Genomic DNA, 19,143 nt, shown 5'->3' with positions numbered 1-19,143 from the left:
TGGGCGGGTGACCTTGCACGCCTATTTCACGGGCATCTCATGGTCGCTGCTGCGATACTTCCTCCATGTCCCCCTTCGGCCTCGACGTTCTCGTGCTTGGCCCGATCACCGTCCGTGCCGGAGACGCGACGATCGCGGTGGATCGTCTCCTGGAGCGCGCCATGCTGGCCCGGCTCGCGCTCGCGGGCGGCTCCGCGGTTCCCGACGTACGGCTGGCCGCGGACCTGTGGGGCGAGGCGGAGCTGGCCCGTCCCGCCGAACGCCTGCGGGTCCTCGCCTCCCGCCTGCGTGCCGCCCTGCTGTCCGGCTCCGATCAGGATGGCGGTCGTCCGCAGCGGGGCCCGTCGCCGCTGGTCAGGAAGCCCGGCGGGTACGCGCTCGACGCGCACGCCGCCGACCTCGCCGCGGCCAGGTCGGACGCCGAGCAGGCGCACGCCGCCGCCAGAGCCGGTGACCACGAACGCGCTCGCGCGGCGGCGGCGCGGGCGCTCGGCCTGTGGCGTGGGCCGGCCCTGGCCGACCTGCGGGCGATCCCCTACGCCGAGGCGGAGGGGGAACGACTGGAGGCGTGGCGGCTGGACCTGCTCGTGCGGCGGCTCACCGCCGACCTGGCCTTGGGCGCGGCGGCCGAGGTGGTGGTGGAGCTGGAACGACTGGCCGCCGAGCACCCGCTGCACGAACGGCTGTCCGGGCTGCTCGCGCTCGCGCTGTACCGCACCGGACGCCAGGCCGACGCGCTCGACCGGCTGTCCGGGCTACGCCGCAGGCTGGCCGACGGGCTCGGCGTGGACCCGGTCCCGGAGACGGCCGCCTTGGAGCTGCGCATCCTCCGCCAGGATCCGTCCTTGCTGCTGAGCGGCGTGGCGCGGGTGGCGCGGGTCGCGCAGGGCGAGGGGGCCGGCGCGGCGGCGGGCCCGATCGAGCCGGAGGCGAGTGCGACGGACCCGGGTCCGCGGCCGATCCGGCTCCCGGGTCCCGCGACGAGCTTCGTCGGCCGGGACGGTGAGCTGGCCGCGCTGCTGGCGCGGCTCGGCCGGCCGGGACTCGTCACGCTGACGGGCGGGCCAGGCAGCGGGAAGTCGCGGCTGGCCATCGAGGCGGCCAGAGCCGTGGCCTCGGGCACCGCGTTCACCACGTCCGGTGGCTCCGGTGTCGCGGTCAGGACGGTGACGGTGACGGTGGTGGAGCTGGCGCCGTTACGCAGGGAAGGAGCGGTACAGGCGGCGGTGGCCGCGGCCGTGGGGCTGGAGTCGGATTCCGACGACCCGGTGCCGGAGCTGGCCGCACGGCTGGAGGGCGGGCTGCTCCTGCTCGACAACGCCGAACACCTCGTCGACCAGGTGGCCGAGCTGGTCATCGGGCTGCTGGGCCGTACCCGGGGGCTGGCCGTACTCGTCACCTCGCAGCGCCCGCTGCTGGCGGCGGGGGAGCGGTTGATCCGGGTCGGGCCGCTGGCGGCGGGGGCGGCGGCGACGCTGTTCACCCAGCGCTGTGCCGCCGACCAGGCCGGTGCCGAGCCCGCCGCCGTCGCCACGATCTGCGCCGCCGTCGACCGGCTGCCGCTGGGGATCGAACTGGCGGCCGGTCTCACCCGTACCCTCACCGTGGCCCAGTTGGCCGCCCGGGTGGAGGACCGGCTGCGCCTGCTGGTGGGCGGCGGCCGCGACGCGGGCGGCAGGCACACGAGCCTGCGTGCCGCGCTCGACTGGAGCCACGACCTGCTGGCCGAACGCGAGCGGGCGGTGCTGCGGCGGGTGTCGGTGTTCAGCGGCGGCTTCGACCTGGAGGCGGCCGAACACGTCGTCCCGGACGCGACGGGCCACGCCATGGTGGTCACGGCGGACGTCGCCCCCGCCCTGGCCGAACTGGCGGACCGAAGCCTGGTCACCGTGGAGGCGTCGGGCGGCGGAAGACGGTTCGGGCTGCTGGAGACCGTGAAGGACTACGCCTGGGCCGAACTGTCCGCCGCAGGTGAGACGGAGCGGACGCTGGCGGCCCATCTGGACTGGTGCCTGGCGTTCGTCCGCCGGATCGGCGAGCCGAGCGACTTCGCCGCGGCGGAGGAGGTGACGGCCGTGTTCGCGGAGTGGCCGAACCTCCTGGAGGCGCTGGAACGGGCCCCGTCCACCGAGAGGGCCGCCGACGGGCTGCGGCTGGCGCTCGAACTGCACACGCCGTGGCTCATCCGCGGCTGGTACGGCGAGGCGCGACGGCACTTCTCGGCCCTGACCGACGCGCCGGGCAGCACGCCGACCGAGCAGGCCACCGCGCTGAGCGATCACGCCTTCGTGGCCACCATGGTCGGCAGGTTCGACGAGGCGGCCGAGTTCCTGACCAGGGCCGCGCCACTGGCCGAGATCGCGTCGGACGACCTCGTGACCATGAACGTCCTGTACTACCGCGGCATCGTGGAGATCGAACGGGGCCGCTTTCGCGACGCGTTCCCACCGCTGCTGCAGGGCATGGAGCAGGCGGAAAGGCTCGCTCACACGCAGCGGAGGTCCGCCTTCGCCGACGCGCTCGGCACCCTCCACCTCTTCTGCGGCGACGCGCGGCGGGCGTTCGAACGTTACGCCGCGGCCAACGCGTTCGACCTGGAGAAGGGCGACGAGCACGGGCTGGCGCGCGGCCTCAGCAACCAGGCGCAGGCCCTGCTGGGAATGGGACGCGTCCAGGAGGCGGTGGCCTGCGCCGCCGAGTCGGATCACTACGCGGAACGCCTGGACGACCGCCAGATCCTCCCGCTGAACGAGCTGATCAGGGGAGCCGCCGCCGTCATGGAGGGGGACCTGGCGCGGGCGGAGCGGCACATGCGCGTGGCCGTCGGCTACGCCGTGTCCGACGGCTCCGGGCCGAGCATGGCGCACGTCGACCTGGCCGACGTACTCATCCGGCGTGGGGAACTGAGCGAGGCCGCGGCCCTGCTGGCGGAGGTCTACGCCGACACGCCCGAGCACAGCACTCCCTGGCTCGCGGCGCGGTCGGTGTCGGCGGCGCTGGCGCTCGCGGAGGGGGACGCGGGGCGGGCGGCGGAGCTGGTGGAGTCGACGGCTTCGGCCTACGCCGCCTCCGGTTTCGGATGGCCCCGATACGCCGCCCGCTTGGCCGAGGTGGGTTCCGCCCTCAGCACACCCTGAGCCCGCTCGCGCCCGCCGGGCTGCTCAACCGGCGGCGGTGACCTCCGCGTCCAGCGGCTCCGCGTACCCGCCGATCCGCACCTGCACCGACGCCCCCGTCGAGCCCTGCCCCGCCGCCGCCGGAACCGGCGCGGGGAACAGCCCCCACAACGTCACCTCGGCGCCCCCCGGGACCGAGTCGAGCTTGCCCGGCGCGAACCCGGAGCTCATCGTGCCGATGAAGTCGAAGTAGGTGGGCTCGGCGAAGCCGCACAGCTCGTGCTGTTCGTTCTGGCCCGTGATCGAAAGCTGGCCGGTGGTGAGTTCGTCGGGCGTGAAATGGTTCTCGTACGGCAGGGGCGCGGGCTCGGAGCCCGAGTTCGTGATCTTGACGCTGGCCAGCAGGTAACCCGACAGCCGCCGTACGCTCTCCACCCGGGCCGCCAGCCCCGCGTCCGACAGCTCGCCGCCCGTCTCCGCGGGCCGCACGGTCGAGTCGCCTTCGACCTGCACCTCGACCCGCCTGTTCTGCGCCCGCCCTGAGGAGTCGTCGCTGCCGTCGGGTTTGGTGTTGGGCGCCACGGGCTCGCTCTCACCGTGTCCCTTCACCTGATACGTGAAGCCGTCGCCGAGGGACGGCTGGAGCACCTGCCTGACGGCCGCGGCGCGTTCCTCCGACAGGGTCTGATTGGCGGAGTCGGTGCCGATGCCGTCGGTGTGCCCGTTCACGGTCACCGAACCCGACGCGGCGGAGATCCGTTCGCGCAGCCCTTCTATGCTCGATCGGGCCGAGGTCGAGAGCTTGGAGCTGCCGAACTCGAAGAGCACGTCGCTGGGCAGCCGGAACTTCTCGCGTCCGCCTTGTTCCGTCTTGCAGACCAGCGGGCCCACCTGGGCCGCACCGTACGGGCCCGACAAGGCCGGATCGTCGTCCAGCTCACCCTCCGTGATCGGTACGGTCACCGGAAGCAGGCCGTTCACCACGACCAGCATCTCGGTGGCCTCCTCGGGCGGCGCGGTGAAGACCGCCGTCACCGGGGCCGACTGTCCCGGCTCGACGTCGACGTCCTCGCTGATCCGCCCGTCCGGGCCCGAACCGCCGACCAGACCGTACGCCGTGCCCCTGGGCAGGTCCACCAGCGCCGTCAACTGCTCGCGGCTGTCCAGCCCCAGCGTGCCGAGCGAGACCTCCTCGCCGGTGCCGTTGTACAGCTCGAACTGCAGCGCCAGCTCCTTCTCGCCCGACCTGACCAGGCGCAGGTCCCTGCCCTCGACCGCGAAGGCCGTCGACACGGGACCGGCCACGATCCCACGAGCCTGCGGGGGCGGAGCGGTCTGCGGAGGGGACGGACTCGCCGCCCGAGGCTCCACCGGGTCCGGGGCCGCGTCCGGATACTGAGCTGCCTGACCACGCGGTCCGCAAGCGGAGAGGACAAGCACGAGCGCCACGCCGTACGCCGTCCTCCGGCTCTTGTCAGTCAATGCCATGCCGTCCAGCCTGCGAGCCCGACGTTCCACAGACGTCTCACGGCAGTCTCACGACCCCCGCCCTCTCGGTTACAGGGCGAGCTGGTGATCTATGAGCCGATAGATTTGGGTGGGTGTGCGGATCTCGACGGCGTGCGGAGGAACCTCCGCGTCTTTGAACGCGAGCGCTGATGAGGAAGCGCTGGGGCGGCCGCGACGGGGGCGCACCACGGCGGTGTCCACGTGCCACACGCTCGCACGCAGGGACAGCGTAGCCACCAGCCACAGCTCGTATTCGTCGCGGTGTTCGGCCAGGTGGGTGATGTAGCGAGGGAGCACGGTCTGCGCGACCGTCTCGGCCGTGGCGCCCAGGGTGATCCCCTGGGACTGCTCGCTGGGGGCTTGGTGCCAGCCTTTTGTGTGCCGGTCGGTGTATTCGACGAGATAGGCGAATTTGTCGGTAATCTCGGGGATATTCGATTTGCCAAGTTGTTCGGCCGCCTGTGCCGACAGTCGAGCCCAGTCGGCGATGCCGGCGTACAGCGCCGCCTGCTGTTTGGTTTGCGGAGAATCGTCGTGGATGGCCGTCTCACCCGGGTACGGCATATTGAGCAGAGCCGCCACCTGGTGGAGCTGGCGGAGCGGGACCAGGCGGTTCTGCGCATCGGTGAGATCGTTCGTCACGGCCTTTAGTGTGACGGCCGTTAATACGATCGGTCAGGAGAAGGCCAAAAGATCTTCCTGACACCTTTCAACGACTGTGCGGCAGCACTCGCCTACGCGCACGGCTCGGAGTAGGCCGCCGCCGCGCGCCTGGCGGTCCGGCTCGTGAGTCAGTGTGGAGACCGGAGCGGGCGTTCGATGCGGGTGGGGTTGCCGCGTACCAGCTCGTCGTGGATGCGCCAGCGGGCTGTGGTGACGGCGAGTTCTGCCGCCTCGTCGCCGCGTTCGACGCGTTGGCGCAGCAGCCGCATGGCGATGCGGCGGTTGAGGCTGAACTGCCGCTCGGTGTCGACCACGACGACGATCCCCGTGGGCCGGTGGGTCGCCCGCACCGCCGTGCTGGCCTTGTTTCGATGTTGACCGCCGGGGCCGCCGGTGCGGCAGGCGACGATGTCGACGTCCGCTTCCGCGAACGGCGTGCGTGGGGTGTCGACCTGGCACGGCTGGGCGATGACGTACCAGTTCTTCCGGCCGGTGCTGGTCCGGTATGGGCTGGGGGCCTGCCAGCACAGGGTTCCGGTCCACGAGGCGGCGAACGCGTCGGCGGCGGCTCCGGTGATGCGGACGAGGACCGATCGGTAGGTGCCGGGCCGGTCGCCGGGGACGGTTTGGGCCCGATGGGTCTCGAGATCCTGCCGGGTGGCGTCGGTTTCGAGGCGGTGCAGCAACTGGGCCAACGCCCAGGTGCATTCCTGCGGGCCGCGCCCGGCCGACAGGAGCAGGTGGACGCTCATGGACGCCCCCGCTTGCGGCGGCGCTCCCGGTGCTCCGGGCGGTCCTTCTGGGGCGCCGATCCGAGGTCGGGCGTCTTGTACGTGACCAGAGGGATCGTGGTGGCCACGGGCGTGGCCAGGTCGTGGTCGACGAGGTCGGAGATCACCTGCTCGATGCGCTTGTAGGCCGTCGGCGCCTCCTCGAAGAGCAACTGCCGGTCGCCGCACACCACCAGCGACCCCACCGGCGTGCGGCGCAGTTCCTCGACCGTGTGCTTGGCCCGCCCCCGGCGCAGCGCGTCCGAACGCGACATCTTGCGGCCCGCGCCGTGCGCCACGGAGTGGCCGGCGTCCGGCCCGGCGTGGGCGGCCACGAGGTAGGAGGGGGTGCCTCGCGTACCGGCGATGAGCACGTCGCGGCCGTCACCCGGCGCCGCCCCCTTGCGGTGCAGGTAGATCTCGTCGCGGAGCTCGACCAGGTTGTGGCACTGGTCGACGATCGGCTCGGTGGGCTCGGTCCCCAGGGCATGGGCGACCCGGGCGGCCAGCAGCCGCCGGTTGAGCGAGCCCCAGCGTACGGCGTCGTCATGCATCGCCAGATAGGCGCCGGGATCGGGGGCCGGACCGGCGCCGTGGACCTCGGTGTGCGCCCGCAGGATCCGTTCGCCCAGCCCTCGGGAACCGCTGTGGACGACGAGAACCAGGTCGTCGGCGGCGAGTCCGAGACGGCTCGCGTGCCCCGGCTCGAAAACGGTCCCGATTCGCGCCAGCTCAACGAAGTGGTTGCCCCTGCCGACCGTCCCGAGGCCGTCGACATGACCAGCGGGGATCTCACCCTTCACCACGGCCCAGGCCGGGTCGTCGGCATCCTGCTCCGGATGCAGCGCGCGATCGAGATCGGGAAACCGGGCGGCCAGCTTCTCGGGTACGGCGCGCTTGAGCTTGACGGGGAACACGGCGATGCCGCATCCGATGTCGGAACCCACCAGGAACGGATACAAGATGGCCGACGCCATGGCGGCACCGATGGGGGCGCCCTTGCCGGGGTGCAGGTCCGGCATGGCGGCGACGTGCACCATGCCGTCGAGGGCGGCCACCTGGTGGCACTGCGCGACGGCGTCGGACTCGATCCAGCTTGTGGAGGAGGCGAACACGGTGACGGTGGCCGTACCCGTGGCCGTGGTGGATGGTGGCGGGAACTCCTGCCGGGAGTGGTGCTGCGACAAAACGCTCTCTTCGCTGATTCGCGGAACAGGTATGGGCGGGCGGCATCACGGCGCGAGCAGGCGCCGTGGCATCTGGAAAAAGCGGGTGCTGTCCGTCAGAGCATGATGGACACCACGTTCCCCGGAGCCCACCATGCGAGGCAAGTGGTTTTCGACCGTACGGGCTCGGGGCTACGGCGGGGTTCCTCCTTCGCCGGTCCGGGTGAGGTCCTCCCTAGTCCGGGGTGAGGTTGAGCGGGGTTGTGACGTGCAGGTTCCAGCTAAGGCCGGGCGGCGCGAGCTCGTGGTCGATCCAGGCGATCGCCGGGTCTCCCTCGGCGTTGACGGTCATGGCCAGTCTCTCCCCGAAGCCGCCGCCGTTCCTGGACACGGGGATGCTCTCGCAGCGGCTGCCGGTGCAGACGGCGAGCATGAGCCGTTGGTGCTCGCGGCTCTCGAACGCCACCAGCGGCCGCCCTGCGCGGTCCAGGACCAGCGCCGGGACCGCGTGGTACTCGGAGCCGGGGCCCAGCGCAAGCACGTCGGCCCGGGCGCAGTCTGGGGTGCGGCAGTCGAGCAGCTTGTTCGCCTGGTCGCGCAGGTCCCGGTAGGCGATGACGGGGCGGCCGTCGGGGCGTACCGCCATGGACAGGCCGAACGTCCAGGGCAGGTCGTCGGGGCTGGACGGGGAGGGAGGCACGGGCCTGGTCACGGTCGGCTGGTGGCAGGCGACGTCCAGGCAGGAGATCACCTGGATCTGACCGTTGGCAGGGTCGTACCTGGCGGCGACCGGACGGTCCCCCTGCCCGACGGCGACGGCCAGGTTGTGGTCGGTGGACGAATACGCGGTCGTCTCCAGGCGGGCGACCTGCCTGGGCTCCGGGCGCGCGCAGTTCGCGTCCGCGCAGAAGACGAAGGAGACGAGGTCGTGGGTCGGCCTGTCACCGTCCGCCGGATCTTCGTCGGCGTAGGCCACGACCAGGCCGCCGTCCTGCCGTACGGCCAGTGCCACCCCCACCGACTCCGGCCGCGAGCGCGTCGTCGCGACGGTCCCGCCGCTTCGTACGCACGTGGTCGCCTCGCACGTGAGCAGTCCGAGCCCGGCGGAGGTCCAGGTGGTCAGCAGGAGGCGTCCGTCGGGCAGTCGGGCGCCGGCCGCGCCGGTCTCCCATCGGGTGCCGGGGTCCTGTGGCTCGGCCCACACGAAACTCGTCTTCTGGCACGAGGGGTCGGCGCAGGCCAGCAGGCTGGAGTGGTCCTCGGAGCCGTCCACCACCACGATCAGGCGCGCGCCGCGACCGGTGTGCAGGGATTGCAGGTCGAAGGGACCCAGCACCGGTTCGCGGGGTGAGGCGGAGAACTCCTGCGGTGCCCAGGATTCCGTCACGTTGGTCTCGGCGATCTCCGGCCACCCGAACGGGTTGACCAGCACGACTCCGCTGAACAGCAGTCCGGGCAGCAGCGCCGCCGACAGGAGGCTCGGCCTGACCGGGCGCGGCGGCGGGCCGTCGGGCAGGCCGTGCGCCAGGTCCGAGTCGTCCACCTCGGTGCGCCAGGCCATGCGGTGGAGGAACTGGCGCGCGACCACGGCGGCCTGGAAGGGCGTCATGGCCAGTGCCAGCACGGTTCCGGCCAGGCCCCATCCCAGGGTCGTGAGCGGGCCGGGGAGCAGGCGCAGCCCTGATTCGAGAGCCCACGTCGCCGCGCCGGGAACGAGGACGACCCCAAAGGCCAGCGTCAACGCGGTCGGCAGGAAACTCCGCTCGGTCAGGCGATAGGCGCGGCGGATCGAGCCCGGTCCCGAGCAGCCGTGCAGCACGATGCCGGGCACGGCCAGCAGACCCGGCATGGTCGCGTACGCGGCTGCCACCAGCACCGCGTCGGCCGGCCACCGCTGACCAGTCGCCATCAGCACGCCGGCCCGCACGGCCCAGACCGCCCCGAACGCCGCCGCGGCCACCACGGGCAGGACGAGCAGGGACGGCAGCCGCCGCACTGTCGCCCGCAGCGCCTCGACGGGCGACACGTGCCGGTCGACCAGGGCGCCCGCGGCGATGATCACTGTCGCTGGGAACACCACGATCTCCCCGGCGAGCGCGACCGCCGCCAGCACGACCGTCCAGGTCAGCAACGGGGCGTCGGACGTCCCGATGAGCTGGAACCGCTGGTTGACCAGGGCCGCCGAGCCGCCGGCCGTCATCATCAGCGCCAGCAGGGACAGGGTGGCGAGCGGCACGTGCACCAGCAGACCGGGCAGCGCGAGCCGCACCAGGCGCCGCCCGGCGTCCAGACAACTCCGGAACGGCACGCCGTCCTTGCGCAGCCGTTCGACGTGCGCCATGGAGATCACCGGCTCCAGCGAGGTCACGGGCCACATGGTGACAGGGCGTTTCGTGGGTTCGCTCACCAATTGCCGGAAACAGTCTGCTCGGCATGGCCGACTGGTGGTCGGACCGGAGCCAACCGCAGCCGGTAGCGATCCACGTGCAAGGGCGACGGCACCTGCTGACCATCACCGACCTCGTGTCTGGCCAGGTCGAGACCCTCGACACCAGGTCACGGGCGATGCCACGGTAGGGGCGGTGATCAAGGCCGTCTCCTCCAGGGACCGCGCCGCGATCCTCTCCTCGCACGGCGGGAGCCTGCACAGCCGTCTCATCGCCTGGGCCACTGAGAACTCCCGTCTGACAGGCGAGACGGTGACTCTGTAGGGATGGGAGGCTTGGATTGTGCGTACCTGGTTCGAGCCCGAAGAGGCCGAGGAGTTCGAGGCCGCCAAGGACCTGCTGATCCGGCGGTGTGTGACCTGGGCGGACGAGCACGGGCGTCCGGTCGATGACCTGCTGCTCTCCGCCGCCGTCGACGCGCGGCACGAGAGCCGTGACGGCCGGCTGGCGTACTGGGACGGTGCGCGCATCAGGTTCTTCCTGCTGCGGTACGTGCCGTACAAGGTGACGGCCCTGCGGGAGGAGCTCGACCTCGCCCCGGAGGTGCTGTCCACGTACCTGCGCTATCTCGACGTCACGGGCCTGCGCGACCCGCGCGGCGTCACGCTCGCCGAGGCGGAGGAGATCATCGCCGGGGCGCGGGCGGAGTACGCGGCCGCGCTCGACGATCCCACACTGCGCGGGGTGGCGACGTTCTGGGCGCACACGGCTCTCGGCCAGGGCGTCGATCTCACCGTTCCGGGGGCGTTCGAGCAGTTCAAACGCGATCTCGACGCCGGTCGCGTTCCGTATGACGAGCAGGTGCTCGACAAGATCATGCAGAACCGCTTCGTGAACGGCGGCATCAGCGAGGAACGCGCCTTCCCTCAGCCGCCTGCCTCCCTGCCCCCTGCGTCCGAGCTGATGGAGGCCGCCGCGCGCAGCCAAACCATCCAGCGTCTCATCGCCCTGGCGGCTTGGGTGGGCAAGGACGGCCGCGTCCTCACCGACGCGGGCAACCTCCGCGTCGCCGACGCCCTCGAGGTGTCGGCTCTGCTGGGCACCGGCGAGGACCAGCTACGCGTCCGCAGCGCCACCGATCTGCCGCAGCTCACCCTGCTGCTCGCCTGGGCCAAGAAGCTGCGTCTGACCCGCACCAGCAAGGGCCGGCTCGTCCGCGTGGCCAAGGCCGCACCCCTGCTGCGCGACCCGCAGGCGCTGTGGCGACGCGCGTTCGAGGTGCTGCCGGAGCTGGGCCGTGTGATCACCGTACCCGCCGCGACGTGGCGGCCCGAGCCCATCCTGGCCGGGATCTTCGACGAGATCCTGCCGGACGTGCTCAACTCCATGTACGGGCTGGACGAGATGCCGGTGGCCCGGCTCGAAGAGACGGTGTGGCTGGCCTGCCGAGAGCACTTCGTTCTTGACCAGGAGGAAGAACGCCTGCGTGATCTCTGGCGCCGCGAGACCGCCCGGGACCTGGGGCGCATGTTCGAGGTCCTGTCCGACCTCGGGGCCGTGGCGCTCACCCGCGGCCCCGCCGACCCCCTCTACGCGAGCGACCTCGACCACGACGACCAGCCCTTGCCACCGGACGCGGTCGAACGCCTGCGCACCGCCCTCGCCCAGCCCGACCTCCCGCTGGTCCGCCTCACTCCGCTCGGCGTGCGCGGCGTCCGTGACCGCCTCCTCGCCGAGGGTCGCGACGCTCCCCTCATCGGCGAACTGGCCACCGCCCCGCCGGCCGAGCTGCTCGGGGTGCTCGCCCAGCACTATCCGCCGGAGGACGCCGTCGCGGAGCTCCAGGGGTGGCTGGCCTGGCCGGGGCATAACGTCGAGACGTTGTTGCAGGCCGTGCGGGATTGCCCGTTCCGTACGCGGGTGGGGGCGATGCTGCGCGTTCTGGCCGAGGCCCTTCCCGAAAGGCGGCTTCTGCATGACCTGCGTCGCGACCCGGTCCTCGGGCCTGCCGTGTGGACGCAGCTCATCGATGCCGGGGAGATGAAGCCCGGGTCGTTGAGTGAGCGGGAGAACCTGCTGATGGGGGCGGAGAGCTTCCTGTCGGTGCTGGAGCTCGCGGGGCCTGAGGGGCTTGTCGAGCAGCTCAAGAGGATGGGGGGCGGGGACGCGTACGAGTTCGTGGAGGCGATCCTGGCGTCGGGGCACCCCGACGTCGTGGGATTGCGGGAGCTGCGCGAGCTGGTGGCCGAGCCGCTCCGCAAGACCGCCCGCCACCACCCCCTCCGCCTCGTCCCCACTCGGCCGCCGGGAGCCCGAGGCCGCAGGAAGAAGCGCAAGCACTGACCCTTGATCCTTTTACGCCACACGCTGGCGGTGTGACCCGGTGGCCATCCAGCTCACGAGTGACCAGACGCCTGGCTGAAGATCGCTCACCGGGCGACTACAAGGCGCGGCCTGCCAACGCGGAATACGTATGCCGAGACCGGAAAGATCGTCCTACACTGGCCGATCGTGGACTGGATCGAGCGGGTCGCCGAGATCCGGCGTTGGAGCAGAGGCGGTGAGCGCGCGCCGCACAAGCCGCTCCTCCTCCTGTACGCCCTGGGCCGTTTCCAGCGGCACGGCAATCGCGCCATCCCGTTCAGCGCCGCCGAGGCCGAGCTGAAGAAACTGCTCAAGGAGTACGGCCCGCCCCGTGACACCAGCCCGGGCTACCCCTTTCATCACCTGACGAACGACGGCCTCTGGTTGGTCGACACCCGCCATGGCCCTGGCAGCCCAGGCCCGGAGCTGGGCCGCCTGCGCGAGAGCGAGGCCGCCGGCCGTCTGCATCCCGACCTGGCCCGCGCGCTGGCGGAGGAGCCCGGTCTGCTGGGGCGGATGGCCCGGTATCTCCTGGATTCCAACTTCGCGCCGTCCCTGCACACCGACCTGTGCCTGCTGGCCGGCCTGGACCTGGAGAACCTCGAAACCGCCGCAGAGACCAAGAAGCTGTCTGCCGCACGCCGTGACCCGGGCTTCCGCGACCGGGTGCTCATGGCATACGAGTACTGCTGCGCGTTCTGCTCGTACGACGGCTGGCTGGACGGCGCGGCGGTGGGCCTGGACGCCGCGCACGTGCGCTGGTGGGCCTTCGACGGGCCCGACGACGTGGCGAACGGACTGTGCCTGTGCGCGATCCACCACAAACTGTTCGACAAGGGCGTCCTCGGACTGACCGCGGAGCGCGCCATCACCGTCTCGGCCAGGTTCGTCGGCCGCTCGCAGTCTGCCCTGGACATGGTGCTCGCCCTGGCAGGCCGGCCCGCTCGACCTCCCCAGCCCGGCCTGGACGAAGTCGAACAAGACCACATCGACTGGCACAGTCACCAGGTGTTCCGCACGCCCGCCCGCGGCTGAGTCCGACTGTGGAGTCCGTACGCACCGCCGGGTTGGCGTAATCCCGCGACCTACCAGCCGATCGTCAGCACGGCTGACACCGAAATTGTCGGAAGGGCGGCGTACTGTCACCGGCATGCCGACCCTGGAACACTGCACGCGCGGAAAAGTCTCATCCCCGCGCATCGCCGGTGGATGGCGAAGCTAACCACGGCGCTACTTTTTGTCAGTCTGACAAAAATCTAGAGTCAGGTACATGAGCGATGATCGATGGGAGCCGCCCGCCATCTTGCTCGCCGTTGACCTGGTGATCCTCACGTTGCGTGACTCGCGCCTGCATGTGCTGCTCGTCGAGCGCGGCATCGAGCCGTACAAGGGCGCCCAGGCGCTTCCGGGCGGGTTCCTGCAGCACTCCCAAGAAGGCCTCGTCGCCGCGGCTCATCGGGAGTTGGCGGAGGAGGCCGACCTGGACGTCGAGACACTCCGGCTGGAACAGCTCGGTGTTTACGACGACCCAGGCCGCGACCCGCGCGGCCGGGTGGTCAGCGTCGCCTTCCTGGCCATCGCCCCAAGGCTGCCCGAGCCCACCGCCGGCACCGACGCCGCCGACGCCGGCTGGCAGCCCACGGATCGGGTGCTCTCCGGCGAGTTGCGGCTCGCCTTCGATCACCACCGCATCGTCACGGACGGAGTCGAGCGCGCCCGTGTCAAGCTCGAGCACTCCGCGCTCGCCACGGCCTTCTGCGGGCCGACGTTCACGATCACGGACCTCCAGGACGTGTACGAGGCGGTCTGGGGGATGCCGCTCGACCCGCGGAACTTCTACCGGAAGATCAAGAAAACCGATGGATTCATCATCCCGGCCGGTTCAGCCCGCAAGCCCGCGACCGGGCGACCAGCTCGGCTGTTCAGGGCGGGCCCTCGCGAGGCCCTGTACCCCCCGATGATTCGTCCTGTCGACTCGCCGAACGGAAAGGAGCCGGCGTAGTGAGCCCAGTTGTGATCCTCACCGCACTAGACCTGGAATACCAGGCGGTCCGAAAGAAGTTGGTCGGTCTGCGCCGGCACCGGCATCCTCAAGGCACCCTTTTCGAGGTGGGCCGAATAGCGGACGGCCGGTGCCAGGTGGTCCTGGGGCACGTCGGCAAGGGCAATCTCTCCGCGGCGGTGCTGGCGGAACGTGCCGTCGCCGAGTTCCGACCGGCCGCCCTGCTCTTCGTGGGCGTGGCCGGGGCGCTCCACACGCACATCGCTCTGGGCGACGTCGTGGTGGCCACGCACGTCTACGCGTTCCATGGCGGCACCAGTGAGGACGACGGTTTCAAGAGTCGTCCGCGGGTCTGGGAGACCTCACACGCCGCGGACCAGATCGCTCGGCACCTGCACCGCACGGGCTCCTGGGCCAAAGGTCTCGACCCGCGCCCGGAAGTGCACTTCGGGCCGATCGTCGCGGGGGAGGTGGTGCTGAACTCCCGGCTTTCCGAGCATGCCCGATGGATTCGCGACCACTACAACGACGCGCGTGCGATCGAGATGGAGGGCGCCGGTGTGGCACAGGCGGGCCACCTGAACCGGGCGCTGCCGGTTGTCGTCATTCGGGCAATCAGTGACCGGGCCGACGGCACCAAGGAAGTCACGGACCGCGAACAGTGGCAGCCGCGAGCTATCGCGAATGCGGCTGCGTTCGCCGCGGCTCTGGCCGAGGAATTGTCCACCGAAGAATGTGCGACAGGGAGGTCAGCCATGCCCGAGACGACGAGGAACATCGCCAAGGGAAACGCCCACGTGGGAGTACAGGCAGGCACCGTGTACGGCGGTATCCGAATCACTCCTGAGACGTCCCGGCCGGCGGACCTGCCCGAGGCACTGGCCGGATTCCGCACCCGCCTGTGGCAGGCGTGGGCGGATGGACGTCTGGACGAGGCGACGTACAAGGCGGCCGAGGCGGAGCTCGTCACGGCCGACCAGGCGCTGGAGACAAAGACGCCGGATCGCAGAAACACGCTGACGCTGGCACTGAAGAAGCTCCGTGGGCTCGTCGGCGACGTGGCCGACCTGGCAGCTCAGCTGACCGTCATCATCGCCCTGGTGCAGTCCCTGTCATGAACGATTCAGGGCACCGCGTCGAGAACGCGGCCACAGACTCCCACGTCGGTGTGCAGGCAGGGACAGTACACGGCGACGTCATCTACATGACGACCCCGCAGGACCCGCCCGAGACCAAATTTCGGGCCGGTGTTCACTTCCTCAAAGGCCGCATGCCTGCACCCGCTCGGCAACTCATCAACGAGGCCATGGTCGGCTACGCCACCAACGAGGTCTACTTCTACTGGTTGCTCGCCATGGTGAGCGGCCGGACACGGCATGAGCTGACCAAGGACGAGACCGCCCAGCTACGGGACCGGCGCGTCATCATGCGGCTCGCGGGTGAGGACCCGTGGCGGGACGGCGTACGCATCGTCGACCGTCTGCTGGAATCAGTGGGTAAGACCGAGGAGGACATCCGTGTCGTGGTCAAAGACCTCGACGCGCTCCGTGAACCGCAACGCAGCCTGATTCTCGAGCATTTGGAGCTGTACCTCGACGGCCCGATCGAGGACCATCTGTGGCATCTCGCGCTGACGAAGGCGCAGACGGATCAGATGGCCGCTGATCGGAAGGACCGGATCTGGAAGTTCTTCCATCCGGCCCCGGCAGAGCCCCGGCAGCGGGTCCCGCAGTCACCCGACACGCCTCTGGGGATCTGGGCCCAAGCCGTGACGGCGACGGTTGTGCTGGGTATGGCGGCGGCGTACCTCGGCTACCTGATCCTGCAGAGCGGTCGCATCCTCCTCATGCTCGCCTACGTGCTGGGCATCGCGGGCGCCTCTGTCGGTGTACGGAATGTCACGGACTGGCGCTTCTGCGCCGTACGCCGCCGCGCCAAGGACAGGGAGTACATGGGCCCCAGGACCAAGGCCGAGCGGGGCAGCTTCGCGAAGAGGGCCGAGCACCGGATCAATTACTACTTCGCCAGATACGTTCCGCCGGGCGTGGACCGTGACAATTGGCTGGCTGAAACGGAGGGGATCCGCCAGAGCCTGCGCGACGAGATCGCGGCGGTCTATGGAGGGACAGGGGTCGGAATCGAAAAGATCGCCTGGCTCATCCGGCATCGCGCACATAAGGCCGCCGCCCGCCGCAGGAAAGGCACGCTGTGGAGCTACCGCACGGAACTCGTCACCCCAGGACGCACCAAAGCTCTGGCGATTCTTGGACTCCTCACCCTCGCGAGCGCAGGCGGCTGGGCAGCGGTCAGCTCCGTGCCGGTCGAGCCTGCGTCGGCGACTGTCACAATCCTTCTCCTGCTGATCTCTGGATGGGTCGGCGCCCACTCGTGGTTGCACCTCGTCTTGGAGCGCCGCCGGTACACCGCGGACGCAGCCGAAAGTGACCGGACGTTGGAGTCCGACCTGGAAGCCCTGGCCCTGTGGCGAGCGAGGATGGAGGACAAGCCCCGCGACGCGGAGATGGCCGGCTGGCTGGACTGCGACAGAAAGGTGCTCCTCGAGGAGGCGTTGCGGCACTACAGGCTGACCATGAGCGATGTCATCGCGCACGCCTTCATCGAGGCTCCCGTTCGGTCGAGTGAGCGCGCGCGGCTGCGTGGCGGTCCGTGGCGCTACAAGAAGTACCAGCTCCTGGTCTTCCTCATCACGCAGGAAGGCATTCGCCAGCTCACCGTCACGCTCGACTTCTTGAAGGGCACCTTCCACGACTGGCAGAGGCTCAATTACCGCTTCGAAGCGGTCGCCTCCGTAGGGGTCAGCCAGTCGGACAACGACGAACGCACCTTCCAGCTCACGCTCGTCAACGGTCATGAAATCAGTGTCGAGGTCAGTTCCGGGTTCGAGGAGCTGCAACAGGGCGAGAGCCCCGGCGCGGTGTCCAAGGTCTCCCTGGACGCCGCAGGCATTCCCCACACCCTCCACGTTCTGGAAGGGATCGCCGCCGAGGGAAAGAGATGGGTCGAACAGCAAGAGCTGCGCACGGGAAACCTCTCGGCTGCCTTGAATGACTCCGAATAGGCGAGCGCAAACACTCCTGCGTGTGGCTTCCGCCGACGGTGACCCGGTGCTTATAAGGCCTGGAACTCCGTCGGTCTCGTGGCTACCCTGCAACAGGGTGTGGTGATCGGTTGCGAAGCGTCACTGGAGGAGCTGGAGGTCCAGTGGAACAGCGTGACGCGCAAAGCCTTGCCGACATCCTGTCGGTTGCGCCATGGATGGAGCTCGAAAAGTATGTCGACCACCTGCGGGATCGGGTTGATTCGGCCGTGCTGGCCTCGCATGCGCGGCGGGAGCAGCTCCGTGCCGAGATATTGGCGGAGAACCCGCATTTAAGTGCCCAAATACGCCGTCCGTCGCCCGAGAAGATGCAATGGGCCAAGCATCTCCTACGCACCGGGATCGTCGCCGCCTCCGATGGGACGCTTGCCGCCGTACCCCTCCTGAGCGGTACGAAGATCCAGGTTGGCGTGGTGATCGTCACCAACACCGGCGAATCCGTCGGCCTTGTGACGAGGGTCTTCGAGCACGAGCTGCCGAAGGCCGGAAACAGACGTGGAGCCCCCGGTAGAAGAGCTCTCACCACAAGAAATCCCAGCCGCCGGAAGGCTCCACGTGATTGCTCATCGTGCCACGCTCGACGTCTCCCGCGCACTCGTTCAGCACGTCGCCCGCCTTCTGCATGAAGAACGCCGACTGCGCGGCACGCCGAAAGACAGCCAGGTCTTGAGCCCCTTCCGGCAAGCGGTCATGGTGGTGCGCTGGTTCCGTGGCGAGCACGACATCCCCAAGCTCGGCCGCGATCACCGCGTCTCCCGGGCCACCGCCTACCGCTACATCCACGAGGGAATCGAGGTTCTCGCAGCTCAAGCCCCTGATCTTTCCGAAGCTCTGGACCGCGCCCACACCGAAGGACTGGCCTACGTGATCCTGGATGGCACCCTGATCCCCATCGACCGCTGCGCCGAGCAGACCATCAGCGTCAAGGGTGAACCCATCGACGCCTGGTACTCAGGCAAGGCCCACCAGCACGCCGGCAACCTCCAAGCCCTCTCGGCACCAGACGGCCTGCCGTTGTGGATCGGCGAGGTCGAACCCGGCTCCGTCCATGACCTGTCCGCCGCCCGCGCGCACGTGCTGGGCGCGCTGTACGCCGCAGCCGCAGCCGGCCTGCCCACCCTCGCCGACAGCGGCTACGACGGCGCCGGAATCGGCATCCACACGCCGATCAAGCAGCCCGAAGGAAACCAGATCCTCAGCCCGGACAACCGCACCTACAACCAGCTTCTACGAGCCCTGCGCTGTCTCGGCGAACGCGGCTTCGCCCTGCTCAAAGGCCGCTGGCGGACCCTCCAGCACATCACCATCAGCCCCAGCAGAATCGGCGACATCGCCCGCGCAGCACTTGTCCTCACCCACTTCGAGCACAACTACCTACCGGCAATTCGCTGAGATCACGTCACTGCTCCACCCGGAACGCACCCAGTTCCGCCCCACCTATTACGCCGCCGGCACGATCGAGATTCTCGGCGAGGTCACTCCTTCAGAGAACGTGCTCCCCACCTCGACCCGCCCCCGGCCGTACTCCCAGGTGTTCATCTATCCCAGCGGGGGATGTGCTGCGGCCACGGGCCTCGGAGGGCAGGCCCTGATCCGCAGCAGCACAGAGGGAGAGAACGCCGTTGTGACTTCTTCTCTCCCATCTTCCGGGCCACCTGCCCGCTGAGGCAGGCGGCAAGAAGCGAGGCGCAGGCCGGGGCTACCGTTGCCAGCGTCTGATAGCTGGCCCCGGCCCGCGCCTCTTGGCGGGAGCGGCGGCGAGCGGACAGCGGGCCGCCCGTGCTGGGCGTGGCATGCGGTTGCCGATGCGCCGCACGTGGAACGGTGTCGGCCCGCCGGTTGCCACGCCACGATCACGATTCCTGGCCGAGTCAGAGGGCGGATATCTGATGAGCTTGCCATGCGTGTTCGGCATGGTTGGAAGCTCGAACCAGGTCATACAGCTCTAAGTTAGGGGGCTCGCCCCGAAGCGTGGACACCGGGCTGTTATGCGGCGAGCAGCACTCTAGCGGTGGTCTGCTGCTCGTAGTCGACTGGGCTGAGGTAGC

13 protein-coding genes are annotated in these 19,143 nt (G+C 69.9%); 8 read left to right on the top strand and 5 right to left on the bottom strand.

From position 1 onward, the window contains the following. Positions 1-65: 65 nt before the first annotated feature. Positions 66-3,137 carry an AfsR/SARP family transcriptional regulator gene (locus tag ACZ6S0_RS43510; protein WP_465925205.1) on the top strand — a complete coding sequence of 1,024 codons (3,072 nt, stop codon included), beginning with the start codon at positions 66-68 and terminating at the stop codon, positions 3,135-3,137. 24 nt (positions 3,138-3,161) lie between these two features. On the opposite strand, the gene ACZ6S0_RS43505 is transcribed toward ACZ6S0_RS43510, so the two are convergent. From ACZ6S0_RS43505 to ACZ6S0_RS43485, 5 genes are all read right to left on the bottom strand, one after another. After that, positions 3,162-4,409 carry an OmpA family protein gene (locus ACZ6S0_RS43505; protein WP_465925203.1) on the bottom strand — a complete coding sequence of 416 codons (1,248 nt, stop codon included), beginning with the start codon at positions 4,407-4,409 and terminating at the stop codon, positions 3,162-3,164. Between the two features lie 264 nt (positions 4,410-4,673). Then, the gene (locus ACZ6S0_RS43500; RefSeq protein ID WP_465925201.1) at positions 4,674-5,267 is read right to left on the bottom strand and encodes a hypothetical protein; all 594 of its coding nucleotides are present in this window, start codon (positions 5,265-5,267) and stop codon (positions 4,674-4,676) included. A gap of 149 nt (positions 5,268-5,416) precedes the next feature. Continuing rightward, entirely contained in the window at positions 5,417-6,040 is a 624-nt protein-coding gene (gene prfH, locus ACZ6S0_RS43495; protein ID WP_465925200.1) for a peptide chain release factor H, read from the bottom strand. Then, entirely contained in the window at positions 6,037-7,245 is a 1,209-nt protein-coding gene (locus ACZ6S0_RS43490; protein ID WP_465925198.1) for an RNA ligase RtcB family protein, read from the bottom strand. The genes prfH and ACZ6S0_RS43490 overlap by 4 nt, the downstream gene beginning before the upstream one ends. 214 nt (positions 7,246-7,459) lie before the next feature. Next, on the bottom strand, positions 7,460-9,592 hold the full coding sequence (locus ACZ6S0_RS43485; RefSeq protein ID WP_465925197.1) for a hypothetical protein: 2,133 nt from the start codon (positions 9,590-9,592) through the stop codon (positions 7,460-7,462). Between the two features lie 361 nt (positions 9,593-9,953). Between ACZ6S0_RS43485 and ACZ6S0_RS43480 the strand changes: the two genes are divergently transcribed. The 7 genes from ACZ6S0_RS43480 to ACZ6S0_RS43450 all read left to right on the top strand — a co-directional run bounded on the left by ACZ6S0_RS43480 (position 9,954) and on the right by ACZ6S0_RS43450 (position 18,487). Further along, positions 9,954-11,954 carry a hypothetical protein gene (locus tag ACZ6S0_RS43480; protein ID WP_465925196.1) on the top strand — a complete coding sequence of 667 codons (2,001 nt, stop codon included), beginning with the start codon at positions 9,954-9,956 and terminating at the stop codon, positions 11,952-11,954. 168 nt (positions 11,955-12,122) lie between these two features. Next, positions 12,123-13,010 carry a phosphorothioated DNA-binding restriction endonuclease gene (locus ACZ6S0_RS43475; protein ID WP_465925195.1) on the top strand — a complete coding sequence of 296 codons (888 nt, stop codon included), beginning with the start codon at positions 12,123-12,125 and terminating at the stop codon, positions 13,008-13,010. Between the two features lie 235 nt (positions 13,011-13,245). After that, complete coding sequence (locus ACZ6S0_RS43470; RefSeq protein ID WP_465925194.1) at positions 13,246-13,977, top strand: NUDIX hydrolase; 732 nt, start codon at positions 13,246-13,248, stop codon at positions 13,975-13,977. After that, entirely contained in the window at positions 13,977-15,095 is a 1,119-nt protein-coding gene (locus ACZ6S0_RS43465; protein ID WP_465925193.1) for a 5'-methylthioadenosine/S-adenosylhomocysteine nucleosidase family protein, read from the top strand. Before ACZ6S0_RS43470 ends, ACZ6S0_RS43465 begins: the two co-directional genes overlap by 1 nt. Continuing rightward, positions 15,092-17,056, top strand: a complete 1,965-nt coding sequence (locus ACZ6S0_RS43460; RefSeq protein WP_465925192.1) for a hypothetical protein — start codon at positions 15,092-15,094, stop codon at positions 17,054-17,056. The genes ACZ6S0_RS43465 and ACZ6S0_RS43460 overlap by 4 nt, the downstream gene beginning before the upstream one ends. Before the next feature lie 143 nt (positions 17,057-17,199). After that, the gene (locus ACZ6S0_RS43455; protein ID WP_465925191.1) at positions 17,200-17,721 is read left to right on the top strand and encodes a hypothetical protein; all 522 of its coding nucleotides are present in this window, start codon (positions 17,200-17,202) and stop codon (positions 17,719-17,721) included. Next, a complete protein-coding gene (locus ACZ6S0_RS43450) occupies positions 17,651-18,487 on the top strand; it encodes a transposase family protein (RefSeq protein WP_465925190.1) in 837 nt (278 codons plus the stop codon). Before ACZ6S0_RS43455 ends, ACZ6S0_RS43450 begins: the two co-directional genes overlap by 71 nt. Positions 18,488-19,143 lie beyond the last annotated feature (656 nt).

This window comes from Nonomuraea sp. NPDC051298 (assembly GCF_055586305.1).
The sequence above is the reverse complement of the archived record's forward strand: the minus strand, read 5'-3'. Positions and strand labels throughout refer to the sequence as shown.

Excerpts from the sequence above, each read along its gene's own strand:
- prfH (WP_465925200.1), bottom strand. The coding sequence starts at position 6,040 with ATGAGCGTCCACCTGCTCCTGTCGGCCGGGCGCGGCCCGCAGGAATGC.
- ACZ6S0_RS43510 (WP_465925205.1), top strand. The coding sequence starts at position 66 with ATGTCCCCCTTCGGCCTCGACGTTCTCGTGCTTGGCCCGATCACCGTC.
- ACZ6S0_RS43470 (WP_465925194.1), top strand. The coding sequence starts at position 13,246 with ATGAGCGATGATCGATGGGAGCCGCCCGCCATCTTGCTCGCCGTTGAC.
- ACZ6S0_RS43460 (WP_465925192.1), top strand. The coding sequence starts at position 15,092 with ATGAACGATTCAGGGCACCGCGTCGAGAACGCGGCCACAGACTCCCAC.